The organism is Salinispora mooreana, from assembly GCF_000379065.1.
Lineage (GTDB): Bacteria > Actinomycetota > Actinomycetes > Mycobacteriales > Micromonosporaceae > Micromonospora > Micromonospora mooreana.
This window is the reverse complement of sequence record NZ_KB900614.1, coordinates 487,740-505,573: the sequence shown is the minus strand read 5'-3', so window position 1 is coordinate 505,573 and position 17,834 is coordinate 487,740. Positions and strand designations below refer to the sequence as shown.

Annotated in this window: 13 protein-coding genes, 1 other RNA gene and 1 pseudogene; 11 read left to right on the top strand and 4 right to left on the bottom strand. The window is 69.4% G+C overall.

Translation table 11 applies throughout. The features are described from left to right. Positions 1 to 46: 46 nt before the first annotated feature. Both SALPAC6_RS0102280 and SALPAC6_RS0102275 read left to right on the top strand, forming a co-directional pair. The gene (locus SALPAC6_RS0102280; protein ID WP_018251833.1) at positions 47 to 3,328 is read left to right on the top strand and encodes a DEAD/DEAH box helicase; all 3,282 of its coding nucleotides are present in this window, start codon (positions 47 to 49) and stop codon (positions 3,326 to 3,328) included. Then, positions 3,325 to 4,239, top strand: a complete 915-nt coding sequence (locus tag SALPAC6_RS0102275; protein WP_018251832.1) for an SWIM zinc finger family protein — start codon at positions 3,325 to 3,327, stop codon at positions 4,237 to 4,239. Before SALPAC6_RS0102280 ends, SALPAC6_RS0102275 begins: the two co-directional genes overlap by 4 nt. A 26-nt stretch (positions 4,240 to 4,265) precedes the next feature. Here SALPAC6_RS0102275 and SALPAC6_RS0102270 read toward each other — a convergent pair whose 3' ends face one another. After that, entirely contained in the window at positions 4,266 to 4,523 is a 258-nt protein-coding gene (locus tag SALPAC6_RS0102270) for a DUF3040 domain-containing protein (protein ID WP_018251831.1), read from the bottom strand. Positions 4,524 to 4,983: 460 nt separating this feature from the next. Next, a complete protein-coding gene (locus SALPAC6_RS0102265; RefSeq protein ID WP_026189252.1) occupies positions 4,984 to 5,667 on the bottom strand; it encodes a bifunctional DNA primase/polymerase in 684 nt (227 codons plus the stop codon). Between the two features lie 230 nt (positions 5,668 to 5,897). Between SALPAC6_RS0102265 and SALPAC6_RS0102260 the strand changes: the two genes are divergently transcribed. The 5 genes from SALPAC6_RS0102260 to SALPAC6_RS0102240 are packed head-to-tail and all read left to right on the top strand — an operon-like array spanning position 5,898 to position 10,583. Beyond that, positions 5,898 to 7,121: a helix-turn-helix domain-containing protein gene (locus SALPAC6_RS0102260; RefSeq protein ID WP_018251829.1), complete on the top strand. Its 1,224-nt coding sequence runs from the start codon at positions 5,898 to 5,900 to the stop codon at positions 7,119 to 7,121. Continuing rightward, positions 7,118 to 7,714 (top strand): flavoprotein, encoded by a 597-nt coding sequence (locus tag SALPAC6_RS0102255; RefSeq protein ID WP_018251828.1) that lies wholly within the window; start codon positions 7,118 to 7,120, stop codon positions 7,712 to 7,714. Before SALPAC6_RS0102260 ends, SALPAC6_RS0102255 begins: the two co-directional genes overlap by 4 nt. 58 nt (positions 7,715 to 7,772) lie before the next feature. After that, positions 7,773 to 8,645, top strand: coding sequence for a Nif3-like dinuclear metal center hexameric protein (locus SALPAC6_RS0102250; RefSeq protein ID WP_033666845.1), 873 nt, complete (start codon positions 7,773 to 7,775; stop codon positions 8,643 to 8,645). Next, the gene (locus SALPAC6_RS0102245) at positions 8,635 to 9,372 is read left to right on the top strand and encodes a zinc ribbon domain-containing protein (RefSeq protein ID WP_018251826.1); all 738 of its coding nucleotides are present in this window, start codon (positions 8,635 to 8,637) and stop codon (positions 9,370 to 9,372) included. The genes SALPAC6_RS0102250 and SALPAC6_RS0102245 overlap by 11 nt, the downstream gene beginning before the upstream one ends. A 2-nt stretch (positions 9,373 to 9,374) precedes the next feature. Beyond that, complete coding sequence (locus SALPAC6_RS0102240; RefSeq protein WP_026189251.1) at positions 9,375 to 10,583, top strand: bifunctional RNase H/acid phosphatase; 1,209 nt, start codon at positions 9,375 to 9,377, stop codon at positions 10,581 to 10,583. Between the two features lie 69 nt (positions 10,584 to 10,652). Here SALPAC6_RS0102240 and SALPAC6_RS0102235 read toward each other — a convergent pair whose 3' ends face one another. Then, entirely contained in the window at positions 10,653 to 11,414 is a 762-nt protein-coding gene (locus SALPAC6_RS0102235; protein WP_018251824.1) for a sulfite exporter TauE/SafE family protein, read from the bottom strand. Between the two features lie 125 nt (positions 11,415 to 11,539). On the opposite strand from SALPAC6_RS0102235, the gene rnpB reads away from it, so the two are divergent. From rnpB to SALPAC6_RS25235, 3 genes and pseudogenes are all read left to right on the top strand, one after another. Then, positions 11,540 to 11,954: RNase P RNA component class A (gene rnpB, locus SALPAC6_RS27015), an RNA gene on the top strand. A 292-nt stretch (positions 11,955 to 12,246) separates the two neighbouring features. Next, positions 12,247 to 14,048, top strand: a pseudogene (locus SALPAC6_RS25240) (IS481 family transposase). Between the two features lie 4 nt (positions 14,049 to 14,052). Further along, positions 14,053 to 14,364: a hypothetical protein gene (locus SALPAC6_RS25235; protein ID WP_018251822.1), complete on the top strand. Its 312-nt coding sequence runs from the start codon at positions 14,053 to 14,055 to the stop codon at positions 14,362 to 14,364. Positions 14,365 to 14,984: 620 nt separating this feature from the next. Here SALPAC6_RS25235 and SALPAC6_RS0102220 read toward each other — a convergent pair. Further along, complete coding sequence (locus SALPAC6_RS0102220) at positions 14,985 to 15,923, bottom strand: glycosyltransferase family 2 protein (protein ID WP_223874413.1); 939 nt, start codon at positions 15,921 to 15,923, stop codon at positions 14,985 to 14,987. Positions 15,924 to 16,019: 96 nt separating this feature from the next. On the opposite strand from SALPAC6_RS0102220, the gene SALPAC6_RS0102215 reads away from it, so the two are divergent. Further along, positions 16,020 to 17,654 carry an IS1634 family transposase gene (locus SALPAC6_RS0102215; protein WP_018251820.1) on the top strand — a complete coding sequence of 545 codons (1,635 nt, stop codon included), beginning with the start codon at positions 16,020 to 16,022 and terminating at the stop codon, positions 17,652 to 17,654. Positions 17,655 to 17,834: the final 180 nt, after the last annotated feature.

Here is a 17,834-nt window from a genome sequence, read left to right as displayed (position 1 = left end):
GCCATCCCGCCTATCCTGGGCCGGGGCGCCGACGAGGGGAGGCCGCGTGCTGGTTGTCCACGGGTCGTGGCGGCTCGGCAGCGGGCTCGCCATCTGGGCCGAGGACAGCACGTCCTCGCCGCGGGCAGCTCGCCGGGCCGGGCGGGCGCCCCGCGAGCGACCACACCCGTTCGCCGCCGGTCACCCCGTGCTCGCCGCAGCCCTGGCCGAGGTCGCCGAGCCGACCGCGCCCGGCACGGCGCTGCTCACCCTGCCCACCCGAGCTGGTTCGCCGCTGGACTCACCGGAGCTGGTCCGCACCGCGCCGGTGGAGCCGCTCCGTGGGCCGGTCACCCTGGCCGGGTGGCGGGTGCCCGCCCTGGTGTACGCCCCGAACACCGCCCTGTCGCTGCTGTCGCGGGTCACCGCGGCCGGCGCGCTACCGGACGCCGTACCCGGCGCCACCCTGCGTCACCTTGCGGAGCTGGCGGCCTTCGCCGTGGACCTCGCCGCCCGCGGTCGGGTCCTGCCCGGCGTCCGGCCGGAGCCCGGCGGTGCACTGCGGCCGGTCTCAGCGACACGGCGGCAACGTACGGGCGCCACCCGCGTTGGTCGAGCCGCCCCGGCCCGGCTGACACCGACTTCGGGGGAGCGGGCCAGCGCCGCCGCGTGGGCGGTGTGGCGGCCGCTGCTCACCGGCGTGGACGCCGGCTGGGTCCGTGCCCTCGCGCTCGCCCTGCCGCCCGCGGCCCGCGCCGCCGTCGAGGTCGATCCGGATCCGCTCGTCGTGACCGGCGCGCCGGATGCGCTTGTATCCAGCGGAGCTGAAGCGCCCGCCAACGGTGGCGCGCCGCCGCGGGCTCGGGGCGCGAGGCGACCGAGGGCCGCCGCCGGGGAGCCCGGGGAACTGGTGGCCGAGGCGCTTGACGCGCTCACCGATGCGGCCGTGCGGGTCGCCCTCGCGGATACCTCCCTTGCCCGGGGCGCTCGTCCGCGGGGTGCGGTCACGGCGTGGCTGGCGGCGCTCACCGGCCCGCGTCGTGACTTTGCCGCCGACCCGGTGGAGCTCGACACCCTGCGTGGTGAGTTGGACGCCTGGCAGCGCGATGCGGTGGGAGGTTCCGTCCGGGCCAGCTTTCGGCTGGTGGAGCCGCCGACAGACGGGTTCTCCGAGCTGGTGGCCGGCGGGCTGGTCGCGGCCGAGGGTCCCTGGCGGGTCGAGTTCGGCCTACAGCCCGCTGACCAGCCGGGCCTGCACGTTGATGCCGCGCGGATCTGGCACGAGCCGGTGGACCTACCCGGCCCAGCCGCTCCGCAGGAGGCCCTGCTGGCCGAATTGGGGCGGGCCAGCCGGCTCTGGCCGGAGCTGAACTCGTCCCTGCGCACCGCCACCCCGGAGGCGCTGGAGCTGGACGCCGCGGGCGCGCACCGCTTTCTCCGCGACGGCGCGCCGGTGCTGCACGCAGCCGGGTTCGCGGTGTTGTTGCCCTCGTGGTGGCGGCGTCCCTCGTCCCGGCTCGGCGCTCGACTACATGCCCAGAGCCGTACCGCCCCGGGCACCGTGGCCGGGGCGGGCGGAGGGGTGGGGCTGGACGCCCTGGTGGACTACCGCTGGGAGGTGTCCCTCGGCGAACAGCCGCTGACCGCCGAGGAACTGGAGTCACTGGCCGCGCTGAAATCCCCGTTGGTTCAGCTGCGTGGGCGGTGGGTGGAGTTGGACCCGAAGCGTCTCGCCGCCGGCCTGCGGCTGCTCCGTTCAACCGGCGAGCTGACCGTCGGCGACCTGCTGCGGCAGGGCCTCGCCGACCCCGCCGCCGACGCGTTGCCGGTACTCGAGGTGGCGGCCGACGGTGCGCTGGGGGATCTGCTCGCCGGAGCCGTGGAGCGGCAACTCACCCCGGTGGACCCGGCCCCGTCCTTTCACGGCGTGCTCCGCCCCTACCAGCGGCGAGGACTGGCCTGGCTGGCCTTCCTCCAGTCCCTCGGCCTGGGCGGCGTGCTCGCCGACGACATGGGTCTCGGTAAGACGGTGCAGCTACTCGCGTTGCTCGCCAGCGATCCACCGGGCGTCGGCCCGACCCTGTTGGTCGCTCCGATGTCACTGGTCGGTAACTGGCAGCGGGAGGCGGCGACCTTCACCCCCCGCGTACGGATCCATGTGCATCACGGCGCTGAGCGGGCCCGGGGGGCGGCACTCACCGCGGCGGTGGCGGGCGCGGACCTGGTCCTCACCACGTACACGGTGGCTGCCCGCGATGCGGGGGAACTCGCCGGGATCGACTGGCATCGGGTGGTGGTGGACGAGGCGCAGGCCATCAAGAACGCCTCGACCCGGCAAGCCGAGGCGGTTCGCGCGTTGCCCGCCCGGCATCGGATCGCGGTCACCGGCACCCCGGTGGAGAACCGGCTCGCTGACCTCTGGTCGATCATGCAGTTCGCCAATCCCGGCCTGCTCGGCCCGGCCGCCGAGTTCAAGAAGCGGTACGCCGAACCGATCGAGCGGCACGGCGACGCGGAGGCGGCCGAGCGGCTGCGCCGGATCACCGGCCCGTTCGTGCTGCGTCGACTCAAGACCGACTCCTCGATCATCTCCGACCTGCCGGAGAAGCTGGAGATGGAGGTGGTGTGCAGTCTGACCGCGGAGCAGGCTGCCCTCTACCGAGCGGTGGTGGACGACATGATGGCCCAGATCGAGTCCAGCGAGGGCATCGAGCGGCGTGGGCTCGTGCTGGCCGCCATGACCCGGCTCAAGCAGGTCTGTAACCATCCGGCGCACCTGCTGCGGGACAACTCGACGCTGGCCGGCCGCTCCGGCAAGCTGGCCCGGCTGGAGGAGATCCTCGACGAGGTGCTTGCCGCCGGGGAGAAGGCTCTGCTCTTCACCCAGTACGCCGAGTTCGGCGGGATGCTGCGCGGCCACCTGTCGGCGCGGTTCGGACAGGAGACCCTGTTCCTGCACGGCGGCGTGGGTAAGGCCGACCGGGACGCGATGGTGACCCGGTTCCAGGCACCGGACGGCCCCGCGCTCTTCGTGCTCTCGCTCAAGGCCGGTGGTACCGGTCTCACCCTGACCGCGGCCAACCACGTTGTGCACGTTGACCGTTGGTGGAATCCGGCGGTGGAGGACCAGGCCACGGACCGGGCGTTCCGGATCGGGCAGCGGCGGCGCGTTCAGGTCCGAAAGTTCGTCTGCGCCGGCACGGTGGAGGAGAAGGTCGCCGCCCTCATCGCCGACAAGCGCCGGCTCGCCTCGACCGTGGTGGGCACCGGTGAGCAGTGGGTGACCGAGCTGTCCACGGCGCAGCTGCGGGAGCTGTTCCAGCTGGAGGCCGGGGCGGTGGCCGAATGAGTCCGCGGGCCGCTGGCAGCGACAGGCCGGGCCGCGCGGCCGACCGGTTCGCCGACTACGGTCCGCCGCGCCGGGTCGCCGGTGGGTTGCGAGCGCGCAGCACCCGTGGCGCGATCGGCACCTCCTGGTGGTCCCGGCGGTTTCTGGAGGTGCTGGAGTCCTTCGCGCTGGGCACCCGCCTCACCCGTGGTCGGTCGTACGCCCGGGCGGGGCAGGTGCTGCGGCTGGACGTGACACCGGGCGAGGTGACGGCCGCGGTGCAGGGCTCGCGATCCCGGCCGTACGAGGTGCGGATCACGCTGGCACCCTTTCCGGCGACGCTCTGGTCCCGAGTGGAGGAGGAGCTGACCGCGCAGGCGTTCTTCAGTGCGCGCCTACTCGCCGGTGATCTCCCCGCTGAGTTGGAGGAGCTCTTCATCGCGGCGGGTGCGCCGCTGTTTCCCGCCGGCCTGGCCGAGCTGGGCCAGTGGTGTAGCTGCCCCGACGGCGCAGTGCCGTGCAAGCATCTCGCCGCGACCTTCTACCTGCTCGCCGAGGCGTTCGACGCCGACCCGTTCGCGTTGCTGCATTGGCGCGGCCGTGGGCGAGACGAGTTGCTGGACCGGCTGCGGGTGCGCCGGGGTGGCGCCGACGCCGTACCCGAGCCGTCCGACTCGGACGAGATCTCCTCGGCGCCGGTGACCGGTGCCGCGCGATCGGTGGCGGGTCTGCCGGCGGCGTCGCTGGCCGACGCGGTGGACCGGTTCTGGTCCCCTCCGGTTCCGCTGCCCGACCGACCGCCGACCTTGGCGACCGGGACTGAGCTGCTGTTGCGGCAGCTCGGTGCGCCTGCCCCGGCCATCGGTGGCCCCGGGCTGGTGGAGCGACTACGCCGGGCTTATCGGCGGCTCGGCGAGCAGGGCACCGACTGACCGTCCGCGGCGGAACGCCGGGCGACTCATAGCCAGCGGCGCCGGAAGCGCCACATGACCACGGCGTTGGCTACCAGGACCACCGCGCAGATCGCGCCAGCCATCGGGCCGGCAAGCACAGTTGTCGCCGGGAGCGCCGCCCAGAGCACGATGGTCAACAACATCAACCATCGGCCGCGGTGTCCTTTCGCCCGATGGTCCAGCCGGGCGAAGAATGCCGGGTCGCTCTCCCGGAGGTTGCGGGTGATCTGCTCGAACCTGCGCTGATCCTCTTTGCTGAGCATGTGCCATCCCCTCACGTGTTCAGCGGTTCGCCGCGCATACCCGCTGCGGTAGCGGATCACGCTCCTGCTGCTGACACTTTCCGGCGCACCGTGTCCGGTGCCGCCCCGAGTTGAGGGGGCTACGTTGTTGGCGCCCTGCGGCTGGGCCGGCGTGCCCTGAGCCGGCTGCTCGGCGCCGGCGGCCAGTTTGATGGGGCTTTTGGCCTGGCTCGATATTGTAGGGATGACTAAATCCTATTAGGGGTGGCTTGGAACTCTAGGGGGAATATGGCTCTAGGAAATGTGCTTTCCACCTGCTGAGTACCGTATGTCCGGAGGGCGTGATGGGCAGTGCGACGGGTGTGTCGATGTCCACCGGAGTGGGCTCATCTTGGCTGTCAGGTGTGTGTCGGTCAGCAGCCCGCCGACGTGTCCTCTGGGAGGCGGCCCGCCGGGCTCCGGCCGGTTGGTGCGGTGCCGCTCAGCGTCCCTGTCGAGGAAGCGGCAGGTGGCCGGGGACCAGCTGTTCCGCCGCCAGCGGCACCCCACTCGCCTGTAACTCCGCGATCAGGCTGTTCTGCACCAGGTACGAGTCGGGGAGCTGCCAGCGCGCCTGCTCCGGGGCGACCACCCAGCGCACCGCCCCTTCGGGTAGCCGCGTCGGCGGGGCCGGGATCCACGAACCCGGGCCGTGTCGTACCACGTGGAAGCAGTGTTCAAGTTCGGGTCGAAGCGGGTCGCCGGGCCGGACCAGGAACATCCACCGGCCGGTGGGGGTGGACAGCACCGGCCCACGTACCCCCGGGCCGGCCGGATGGCTCTGGACGGCGAGGAGGACGTCTCGGCCGACGTGAGCCGACACCTCCAGGACGTCGAAGGAGCGCCCGGTGGGTAGCAGAATGCCGTGTGGCCGGGTGCGCCACCAGGTCGCGATCCGGGCCGGATCGGCGCTGGCAGAGTGTTCCCAATCCACCAGCGCAGGGTGGCAGCCGACGGTGGGGCAGCCCGCCCGCCCGCAGACGAAGCGGCTGCGGGCCAGACACGCGCCGGGGGTCACCTCCCAACCGTGCAGCGCGTAGCGTACGGCGACGCGGCGCAGCCGTACCCGTTCCAGGGGTGACAGCTGAGCGACCCGCGGTCCGATATTCCCCCACATATGTGCCATCTCCCCTCGCCGGATCCGGCCGTGCCGGTGGCGTCTGTCGAGCACCGTCACTGCCTCGATCCGCGATCGTTGAGTTGACGAACAGCCGATGCAACTTGCATGAACGCTAGGAGCGCCGACTGATCGGCTGACGTACATGCTGTGCGACCAGAAGAAACCTGAACAATGTGCCGTGCCCGCGACAAACCCGGCCTATCGGCTGGAATGGATGCGTAGGAAAGGGATGGGACATGGATGAGCTACCCATCGGGCGTCGGGTGGCCTACTGGCGGGGACGACGCAAGATGTCCCAGCAGGTCTTCGCGGACCGGCTGGGAAAGTCGAAGAGCTGGGTGGACAAGGTCGAGCGCGGAGTACGTCGGCTGGACAAGTTCTCCGTCATCTACGAGATCGCCGACACCCTCCGGGTTGACGTGCAGCTACTGCTTGGCAAAGACCCGGAACGGCGATCTGATGTGCTGAACTGCATCGACCAGACCGAGGTGCAGGAGATTCGGGCGGCGCTGGAGCGGTACGACGCGATGAGTGCCTACTTCGACGCGGCGCCGTACCCGCCGCCCCTGCCCGACATGCGCAAGGCCGTAAGCCACGCCTGGTTGACCTATCAGTACGGTCGATACGGGATGCTGACTCGCTCGCTACCCAAGCTGCTGCGGGACGCCCAGGCGGCCGACGCCGGCTTCGGCGGCGACGACAACCGTGAGGCCGCGCACCTGCTCGGGCAGGTCTACCAGATCGCCTCGTCGGTCCTGCGCAAGCTGGGGGAGTGCGACCTGGCCTGGCTCGCCGCTGACCGGGCGATGGCGGTCGCCCAGCGGGCCGACGATCCGCTGTTGGCCGGCATCGCCACCACCCGGGTCGGTAACGCCCTAGTGGCGATGGGACGCCCCCTACCGGCGCTGGAGGTAAACGTCGCAATCGCGAACCGGCTGGCCCCGGGTGGGAACAACGACGCTACCCCGGATCGGCTGTCGGTCTACGGCATGCTGCTGCTCCAGGGGGCGATGGCCGCCTCCCGGATCGGTGACACCGCCACAGTGGACGACCTGCTGGGCGGTGCCGACGAGGCGGCCACCCTGCTCGGTGGCGACCAGAACCACTACTGGACCTCCTTCGGGCCCACCAATGTGGAGCTGCACCGCGCCGCAGCGGCCGTCGAGCTCGGCGACGGCGGCCGGGCAGTGGAGGTCCACCAGCGCATCGGGCCCGAGTTCAACGCCCTGCTACCCGAGCGCCGTGCCCACCACCTGCTCGACGTCGCCCGAGGTTACGCACAGGTTGGTGATGTGGTGAACGCCGGCGAGATGCTGCTGCAAGGCGACCGGCTCGCTCCGTCAGAGATCCGTTGTCGGCCGATCGCCCACGAGGTGATGTCCGACATCCTGCGTCGTACCCGGGGCACCCCGTCCGCCTCGATCGCGGAGTTGGCTGAACACATGGGAGTCGGGATATGAGTCTGGACGCTCCGCTGGCCACCGCACCGCCGACAGGCGCTTCCCGCCAAGTTCTCTACGTGATCGCCTGCGGTTCGCCGCTGGCCCGCCGCGTCGGCCGGCTCGTCGAACTGGCCCAGCAGGCCGGGTGGGAGGTCTGCGTCGTCACCACCCCCGACGGGGCCAAGTTCGTTGACCGGCCGGCGCTGGTCCGGCAGACCGGCTATCCCGTCCGTAGCCACTACAAGAACCCCGGTGACCCGGATGTCCTGCCGCCGGCAGACGCGATGATCGTCTGCCCCGCCACGGTGAACACGGTCACCAAGTGGGCGGTGGGGATGGCCGACACCCTCCCCCTCGGCCTGCTCGTGGAGGCGCAGGGCCGCGGGGTACCGCTGGTCGCGGTCCCCTTCACCAACGCGGCGATGGCCGCCCACCCCGCGTTCCAGGCGGCCCTCGGCAGGCTGTCCGAGTGGGGCGTCACCGTGCTCTTCGGTGACCACGTCGTCCCGCTGCACCCACCCGGATCCGGCGAGCGTCACCTGCCCGCCTTCCCCTGGGAGGCGGTGGCGGCCGCGTTGCCGGAACCATCGGCGGCGACCAGGGTCGCCTGACCGCCCGCCCGGGTGGCGACGCGTCCTGTCCCCACCCTCGCCGGTAAGCTGGCCCGCCGTGAGGACACCCGAATTCCCGCCGACCGTCGCCAACGTGGTGGCCGAGTTGGAGCAACGCTACCCACCTGCGTGGGCGCAGGAGTGGGACCGCGTCGGTCTGGTCCTCGGCGACCCGAACGCGCCGGTCCGCCGGGTGCTTTGCGTGGTGGACGTGGTGCCGGAGACGGTCGCCGAGGCGATTGATGCCCGGGCCGACCTGGTCGTGGCGCATCATCCGCTGTTCCTGCGGGGGGTGTCGTCGGTCGCCCCGACCACCTACAAGGGGCGGATCGTCCACCAGCTGATCAAGGCCGATGTCGCGCTGTACGTGGCGCACACCAACGCGGACGTCGCCGAACCGGGTGTCTCCGACGCACTGGCCGCCCGATTTGGGCTGACCGGGCTCCGGCCGCTGGCGCCCCCCGCCGTCGGCGCACCCGCACACGGTGCCGGCCGGGGAATCGGCCGCATCGGCGAACTACCCGAGCCGATGACCCTCGCCGAGCTGACCCGGCACGCCGCCGCCGTGCTGCCCGCCACCGCCTGGGGCGTACGCGCCGCTGGCGACCCGCAACGCACGGTGCGCACGCTCGCCGTCAGCGGCGGATCGGGTGACAGCTTCCTCGCCGCCGCGACAGCCGCCGGGGTGGACGCCTACCTCACCGCCGACCTGCGGCACCACCCCACCAGCGAGCACCTGGCCACCGGCGGTCCGGCGCTGCTCGATGCCGCCCACTGGGCGACCGAACGCCCGTGGCTGGACGACCTGGCCGCCGCCCTGCGGGAGATGATGGGCGTAGAGACGCTCGTGTCCGACCTGGAGACTGACCCGTGGACCGTACACGCCGCCCCGCCCGCGGCGGACGACAAGGAGCCCGACTGTGAAGGCTGAACCGCTAGTCCAGCGCCGCCTGCTCGACCTGGCCGGGATCGACACCACCCTCGCCCAACTCGCGCACCGCCGCCGGACGCTGCCCGAGCGGGCCGAACTGGACACCCTCGCCCGGGAGCTGTCCGCGCTGGAGGACGAACGCGCCCGCGCCCAGGTGGCCATCGATGACCTGGACCGGGACATCGACCGGCTGGAACAGGACGTTGACCAGGTACGAGCCCGCAAGCGCAAGGACGAGGACCGCCTCGCCGCCGGCGTCGGTCCGGCCCGGGAGCTGGAGGCGCTCCAGCACGAGTTGGCCTCCCTCAACCGTCGCCAGGGCGACCTCGAGGATGCCGAACTGGAGTTGATGGAGCAGCGGGAGACCGCGCAGGGCGTCCTGACCGGGATCGAGAAACGGATCACCGAGGCCCGGGAGAAGCGGGATGCCGTCGAGCAGCGCCGCGATGACAGCCTGAGCGAGATCACCAAGGAGGAGGAGTTCAAGCGCGGCGCCCGCCAGCCCCTCGCCGCCGACCTTCCCGGCGAACTGGTCGCGCTCTACGACCGGATTCGGGCGGAGAGTGGACTCGGCGCGGCCCTGCTCACCGCCGGTCGGTGCGGCGGGTGCCGGCTGGAGCTCTCCGGCGCTGACCGGGCCCGAATCCGCGCGGCGGATCCGGACGACGTGCTGCGCTGTGAGGAGTGCCGCCGGATCATGATCCGTACCCACGAGTCCGGGCTGTAGTCGTGGCGCCACAGGTGGTCGTCGTAGAGGCCGACGGTGGATCTCGGGGCAATCCCGGTCCGGCCGGATATGGCGCGGTGCTCCGTGACCCCGGTACCGGCGAGGTGCTCGCCGAACGCTCAGCGGCGATCGGCACCGCCACCAACAACGTCGCCGAGTACCGCGGCCTGATCGCCGGCCTGGAGGCCGCCGCCGAGCTGGGGGCCGCCGAGGTGGAAGCCCGGTTGGACTCCAAGCTCGTGGTCGAACAGATGTGCGGCCGATGGCAGATCAAGAACCCCGGCCTGCGTCCGCTCGCCGCGCAGGCAGCCGGGCTGGTCGGCCAATTCGCCGCCGTCCGGTTCACCTGGATTCCGCGAAACCGAAACCGGCACGCCGACGCCCTGGCCAACGCCGCCATGGACGCCGCCGCCGAAGCGCCGGCCCGGCCAGCAACACGAGCAGCCGAGGAACCACGACCGGTGGCCGCCGCCGACTCGCCCGCCCGGGCGGCGGCCCGCGAGGCCGCGGCCCGCGCCGCCACTCCCCGTACCAGCGGGACCGACCCGGCCACGACTCCCGCCTCCTGGGAACCGCGGCCCAGCTTCACCGCAACGCGGCTGGTGCTTGTCCGGCACGGAGCGACCGAGTACACCGAACAGCGCCGCTACTCCGGTCGGGAGGACGTGCCCCTCTCCGACCGCGGTCGGGCCCAGGCCGAAGCCACCGCCGACCGGGTGGCCGCGCTGGCCCCGTCGGCCGCGGCCGTGGTCAGCTCCCCACTGAGCCGGTGTCGGCACACCGCCGAGGTCATCGCCGCGGCGCTCGGGGGAAAGCCGGTCCGCGACAACAACGACCTCGTCGAGTGCGACTTCGGGGTCTGGGAGGGCCGCACCTTCGCGGAGGTGCGGGAGCGGTGGGCCGGAGAGATGGACGCCTGGCTCGCCGCCACGACGGCCGCCCCGCCCGGGGGAGAGTCATTCGCCGAAGTCGCCACGCGCAGCCGCCGGGCCGTTGACGCGCTGCAGAAGGCGTACCGGGGGGAGACCGTCGTGGTGGTCTCGCACGTCTCGCCGATCAAACTGATCCTGCGGGATGCGCTCGGAGGCGGAGACACGCTGCTGCATCGGCTGTTCCTCGATGCGGCCGGCATCTCCGTGGTGGACCTGTGGCCCGACGGTGGAGTGGCCGTCCGCTCCGTCAACGACACCGCCCACCTCCCGTCCAGCTGATCACCCCGGCTGCTGGCCCACTCCGCCACTGGCCTACTTAGCCGTTGGCCTACTCACCGGTTGGTTCATTCAGCTTCTGGTCCGCCAGAGCAGGTACAGGCCGATGACGGTCCCGAAGGCCACAATCACCGTCCTGAGCACCATCGGTGGCAGTCGGGGAAGCAGTCGCGCGCCCGCGTACCCACCGACCAGCGTCGCCGGTGCGACCACGGCAACCGCCGCCCAGTTCACCGGCCCGAACAGTGCGAACACCACCAGCGTGGTGAGCCCGACCACCGCCGAGAGCAGGTTCTTGACGGCGCTGACCCGGACCAGCGACGCATCCAGGACCAGCGCCAGGCCCGCCACCAACATCACCCCCAGCGCCGCGCCGAAGTAGCCGCCGTACACCGCGGCGAGCGCGACCATGGCCTGGACCCAGACGGTACGGTGGCGCGTCGACCGGTCGCGGGGATGCCCGACGAACCGGCGCAGCGGCCCCTGGAACGCCAGCACCGCCGTCGCCCCGAGCACCAGAAACGGTACGACCAGCTCGAACGCCCGGGCCGGCGTGGCCAACAGGAGCACGGTGCCGGCGGCCGTCCCGAGGACGGCGGTGGGCAGCAGAGCCAACAGCCCCCGACCACGCGGCAGCTCCGCGTGACTGCCCGCGACGCTCGCCGCGTACCCCGGGAAGGCCGACACCGAGTTGCTCACGTTCGCCGATACCGGCGGCAACCCGGCGGCGATCATCGCCGGGAAGGTGATCAGAGAACCTCCACCGGCCACCGCGTTGAGCATGCCGGCGGCGAGGCCGGCGGGGACGAGCAGCGCGACGTCGGCGATGTGCATGGTCAGGCACGCTAGTACGCCGCGGTGCACCGTCAACCCCGCGGCACCCGGTGCGGCGGGTCGGTGTGGTGGTTGGGGCGGAAATGGGTGCGGCGACCACGTCGTTAGGATGTGTGCGCGACGGACGAGTCGACCGGGCGGTCGCGTCGGCGGGTTCCGACCCGCCGTCGAGGAACGTCCGGACTCCACAGGGCAGGGTGGTTGCTAACGGCAACCCGGGGTGACCCGCGGGACAGTGCCACAGAAAACAGACCGCCGTCTCCGGACGGGGACGGTAAGGGTGAAACGGTGGGGTAAGAGCCCACCAGCACCCCGGGTGACCGGGGTGGCTCGGTAAACCCCACCCGGAGCAAGGCCAAGAAGGGGCGTCATCTGCTGAGACGACGACCCGCGCAGGCGATCGAGGGCGGCCCGCCCGATGTCTGCGGGTAGGCCGCTGGAGCCTGTCGGTGACGGCAGGCCGAGATGGATGACCGCCGCCGGCGCGTGCCCTCGGGTTCGCGTCGCGCACAGAATCCGGCGTACAGGTCGACTCGTCCGTCGCCCACCAGCTCAGAGTTCTGATCAAGGCTCTGAGCTGGCCCTATACCCGGGCGTCAATGGTCGGCCTCGGTCAAGATTGGCCAGCATTTGACGGCCTGACGACGGCCTGACGGCCTGACGACGGCCTGACGGCCTGGAGACGGCCTGATCTTGGAGGCAGCGAGGCTCGCCTGTGATTGCGTATGTCGATCTATGGTGCCGACCATTCGGATGTCGTTGTCCGGTCTCGGGACCTGCGTGACACATCGGTATCAGGACCTGCGTGACACTCCGCCAAGTGTTGGTGGAGATGAGCGTGATGGAACAGCGGTATCGAACCGTCCAGGACGTGCTCGCCGGTTCGACGGTCACAGATGTCGCCGAACGGTTCGGCGTCTCCCGCCAGGCGGTGCATCGCTGGCTGGCCTGGTATGCCGACGAGGGGCTGGAAGGGCTGTCCGATCGATCCAGCCGGCCACATACCTCGCCCAGTCAGATTCCGTCAGAGGTGGAGGCGCTGATCTGTGAGCTGCGCCGGAACCATCCTCGCTGGGGTGCCCGTCGTCTCGTCTTCGAGCTAGGCCGCCGGGACTGTCCTGGGCCGGTTCCGTCGCGGATCACGGTGCATCGGGTACTGATCCGACACGGGCTGGTCACCCCGACACCTCGCCGCCGTCGTCGTGAGGACTACAAGCGGTGGGAACGCAGTCGACCGATGGAGCTGTGGCAGCTGGACATCGTCGGTGGTATCCGCCTCGCTGACGGTGGTGAGGCAAGGTCGTCACCGGCGTTGACGACCACTCCCGGTTCTGCGTCATTGCGGCCGTGGTCCGCCGAGCAACCGGCCGGGCCGTGTGTCTGGCCTTCACCGAAGCCTTGCAACGGTTCGGGATGCCCGAGGAGGTCCTGACGGACAACGGCAAGCAGTTCACCGGCCGGTTCAACCAGCCCCGCCCAGCCGAGGTGTTATTCGAACGCATCTGCCGTGAGAACGGCATCGCGGCCCGCAACACCAAACCCCGCACCCCGGCTACGACCGGCAAGGTCGAACGGTTCCACCAGACCTTGCAACGCGAACTCCTCGACGATGTCGAGGTCTGGGCCAGCCCGGAGGAGGCCCAGGCTGCCATCAACGTGTTCCGGCACGAATACAACACCCAACGACCGCACCAATCCCTCGCGATGGCGTTCCCGGTCGACCGGTTCCCCAGTCCGCTAGCTGACGAGCAACTGCCGCTGCGGCTGCCCCCGACGCTGACCAGCACAACCCCCGCCCCCCGAGAACCGCTGCCACCCCCACCATCAGCACCGACGTCATCCGCCGCCTCAGCCACCATTGCCGCCGCACCAGTGACGACCGGCGATGATGTCGGCCTAGCCGTGGAGCTCACCCGCCTCGTTCCCGCCTCGGGCAACCTCACCGTCTGCGGGCAACAGTTCTGGCTCAGCCCCACCCGAGCCGGACTTCCAGTCACCCTCTGGGCCGACGCCACCGTCGTCCACCTGCTCATCAACGGCGTCCGACTCAAGACCGTCCCATCCCGGCTCACCTCCGCCAACCTGCGGCAACTCCTCACCGACGACGGCCGACCTGCCGGGCGACCACCGATCACCACTGGCACCGCCCAGCCCGGCGCCCCCATCGAGGTCGAACGGCTCGTCAACGCCACCGGCCTGATCAGCCTCGCCGGCCGGCAACACCCCGTTGGCTACCACTTGGCCGGCCGCCGCGTCACCGTCCGACTCGACCGCGGCCTCATGCAGATCAGCGCCGACGGGATCCTGCTGCGAAGCCTGCCAAACCCGCTGACGTCAGCCAAAATCGCCGACATCCGCGACGCCCGCCCCGCCGGACCCCCACCAACCTCACCAGCCGAACCGCTGCGAGTCGAACGTCGAGTCAGCTACCGAGGAACCCTCGTCGCCGCCGGCCAACGCATCCAGGTAGGTAAAATCCAAGCCGGTCGAACACTGACCGTCGAAGCCGGCGACACCACCTTCCGTGTCTACGACGGCGATCAACTCCTCACCGAGGTCCCCCGAACCACCGGCAAGGACATCACCCGCCTCAAGGTCCGCAAGCCCGAACCACCACGAACTGCGCAAGAATGAGACCATGGAGAAACAACCCACCTTCACCGACCCGTGGTGGGACCTACGCGGAGACGACTCCGTCGAACGACAACAACGCAAAGCCCTGCACACCGAACTTCTTAACGAGGTGGCCCCCGGCCACCCGCTGCACGGCCAGCCCACCAGGATCGTTGCCAGGTCCCAGGCGTCGGACGACATCCTCGTTCAACTTCCCGAACGCTGGGCACTCATCCACCTCACCTGGAAAGGCACCCCGGAGATACCGCCCTGGCCAAGGACCGAGTTCTACAGCACCATCCACACCCTCGTGCAGGCCCTCCAAGAGACAGACTGAACACCAAGAAACAAGATCGTCTAGCCGGACGTGTCACCCACGTCCCGAGACTGATCTGTCACGCAGGTCCTGAGACCCGACAACGCTTCAGCCACGTCTTGATGGGTGACACTCCGCCGAGTGCTGGTGGAGATGAGTGTGACCGAACAGCGACATCGGGCTGTGTTGAAGGTTCGGCCAGGGGGCTCACGGTGACGAGGGGGCAGCCATGGGTCATCCTCCCTTGAGGAGGGCTCGTTATGCTGCATCCAGACTCCATGGCTTTACAAAGGGTGCCTGACTTTTGATCTTCCGGGTCGAAGTGAACGAAAACTACATAGTTGATCTATAGAGGTGCAGGTCAGGAAGCCTGCTCCCCGCACACGCGGGGGTGATCCGTTGTCCACCTGAGCGGCCAGTGCGCCGTTGTCCTGCTCCCCGCACACGCGGGGGTGATCCCTGCTGCGCGACCACGACTACCGGCAGCCCCTCCTGCTCCCCGCACACGCGGGGGTGATCCAGGCGAGTTCGACCTGGCGGTACTCGCGCATTTCTGCTCCCCGCATTCGCGGGGGTGATTCCGAGCCCGACGCCTTCGCGCAACAACCGCCTCAGAGTCGCGTTACGGATTGAAGGGGTGTTCACGATTCTTGGATCTTGCCGATTTCGCTCTTAAGCCAGTTCAGTGATTTGAGTAGCAGGTCTTGTTCGAACTGTTGTGGTTGGTCGCTATCTGGTTGGTACTCGACCATGGCGGCGTGAATGCGGTCGTACCAACGTTCCAGGGCAGGCCAAGAGTTGTTCTGGGCTCGCCCTGTTTCGATGGCGTGCTGGAATATGACTTTAAGCTCCTGCGCCATCAGCTCGGGCTTTGGTCTTTGTGGGTTAACCCAGTCGTCGGCGAGTACTGGCCGGAGGCGTAGGGCACGACGGTTCCAGTGCATCAGAATTTCAAGGTCGACGGTGAATCCGTCCGGCAGATTCGTGGGCCATAGTTCGCGCACTGCCGCGCGTTGTCCGGACCATGGAGTTGAGCCAACCTTGGGTAGAATTTCGGGGAAAAGGTATCCTGCTATGGGGGCGAAGAATCCGTGCAGCCACATTTGTGGGTAGAGCGGACGCCAGTAGAGGTCAGTGATACAGGCGTCGGCAATGCCCTGCAGGATGGGTTCCACGAGGATGGCTACGAGGGGCCGGTCCCCGAAGTATCGGATGTCTCCGTCGACAAGGCAGACGATGTCGCCGTCAGCCTCGTCGAGCCCAGCCCGGACTGCGGAGCCCTTCCCGATTGGTGCCTCCACGACGTTCGCCCCGGCGTCGGCTGCGACTTTCGCTGTGCCGTCGGTGCAGCCGCTGGCGCTGACGATCACCTCCCCCTGGGCTCCGATGAGGTCGAGTCCACGTCGAGATTCGGCTACGACTTCCGCGACCGTTGCTGCCTCGTTGTGTGCGGGGATGACGACGCTCACCCTGCCGGTGTTGCGTTCTAGGGTGCGTTGAGAAACTAGGTTCAGGCCGAGCGCTGGGTTGATTTCGGGCCGTGTCATTTCAGCCGTCCGTTTCTGCCTGAGTTTGGTCATCGGTTCTCGGAGTTTCGGGGCGCGGCGCGCTGACCTGGGGTGATGGGTTCTGATGGGCTGGTTTTGAGGCACTAATTGGTGTCTTACGCTCGGTGTGTGGCGTGGATTCGGCGGGTCCGGACGGCCTCGGGCGCGACGGCGGTGCAGATCGCTGAGTCCGTCGGTGGGCGTCGGCGGATCGTTGCTCATGTCGGCTCGGCGCGTACCGAGGCTGAGTTGGGGCTGTTGATGGTGCGGGCTCGTGAGCTGATTGCCGATCCTGGGCAGGGCGAGTTGGAGCTCGGCATCGATGCGGTGGCGCCGAAAGCGGCGCTGGTCGGCCCGGCCGGTGACGCGGCGTTGTTCGATGTCGAGGGCTCACGGGAACGCAGTCCGCTGGTCGCTGCGCCGCGGGTGGTGGCGACGGCGTCGCGGGTGCTGTATGAGGTGCTGGTGTCGGTGTTCACGTCGCTGGGATTCGACGCGGTGGGTGACAGGGTCTTCCGGGACTTGGTGATCGCGCGGATCGTGGAGCCGACCTCGATCCGCGATACCGGCCGGGTACTGATCGATTTAGGCCGTAAGCCGGCCAGCGAGAAGACGATGCGCCGTAGCCTGGCCCGCGCCCATGAGGGCGCATACCGTGACCAGGTCGCGCGGTTGTGCTTCGCCCACGCCACGGGCAGCGGCGACGTCAGTCTGTGCCTGTACGACGTGACCACGTTGTACTTTGAGGCCGACAAGGAAGACGACCTACGCAAGGTCGGGTACTCCAAGGAACGGCGGGTGGACCCGCAGATCGTCGTCGGGCTACTGGTTGACCGGCACGGGTTCCCGTTGGAGATCGGCTGCTTTGAGGGCAACAAGGCCGAGACATTGACATTGCTGCCAGTCATCCGCCAGTTCCAGGCCCGCCACCAGATCACCGGCATGGTCATCGTCGCCGACGCCGGCATGCTCTCCGCGACCAACCTACGCGAACTCGACGACGCCGGCCTCGGCTTCATCGTCGGCTCGCGCACCACCAAGGCACCTATCGACCTGGAGTCGCACTACCGCTGGCACGGCGACTACTTCACCAACGGGCAGACCATCGACACGATCACCCCCCGCACCGGCGTCAACCGAGACAACGACCCCGCACTCAAGACCGAACCGGTGTGGAACCCCCAAACACACACCTCGGCATGGCGGGCGGTATGGGCCTACTCCACCGCACGCGCTGTCCGGGACAACAAGACCCTCAACGCCCAAGAGGCGAAAACACGAGCCGTCATCGCCGGAGACAAGACGACCCGAAACCCGAGGTTCGTCACCACCAACGGCGACGCCCGCACCCTCGACGAAGCGTCCCTGACCAGGGCACGAAAGCTCGTCGGCCTCAAGGGCTACGTCACCAACATCCCCCACACCGTGATGAGCCCCAGCGACGTGATCTCCAACTACCACGACCTGTGGCACATCGAGCAGTCCTTCCGCATGTCCAAAACCGATCTCGCCGCCCGACCCATGTTCCACCACACGAGGGCCGCCATCGAAGCGCACCTGACCATCGTCTTCACCGCCCTGGCCGTCACTCGCGAAGCCCAAACCCGCACCGGACTCGCGATCCGCAACGTCCTGCGCCAACTGCGCCCACTATGCTCCGCGACCCTCACGATCAACGGCGCTATCCAGACGTTCCCACCCGAGATCAACCCCGAACAACAAGCCATCCTCGACGCCCTCACCCAAGCAAACCTCAGGCACTAACGGAATGACCGAACTCAGGTGTTGAGATCACCTCACTGGCCCGTTTGTCGCTACGACGGGGCTGTAGGAGCCGCGCGCTTCCCGTATATTGGCGGTTCCGGTCGGACGCGCAGCGGATGGATGCCCCGTACAGGGGAGAAGAATAGTCGCGAACCAGATCGGAAAGTGCGGCTTCCGAGA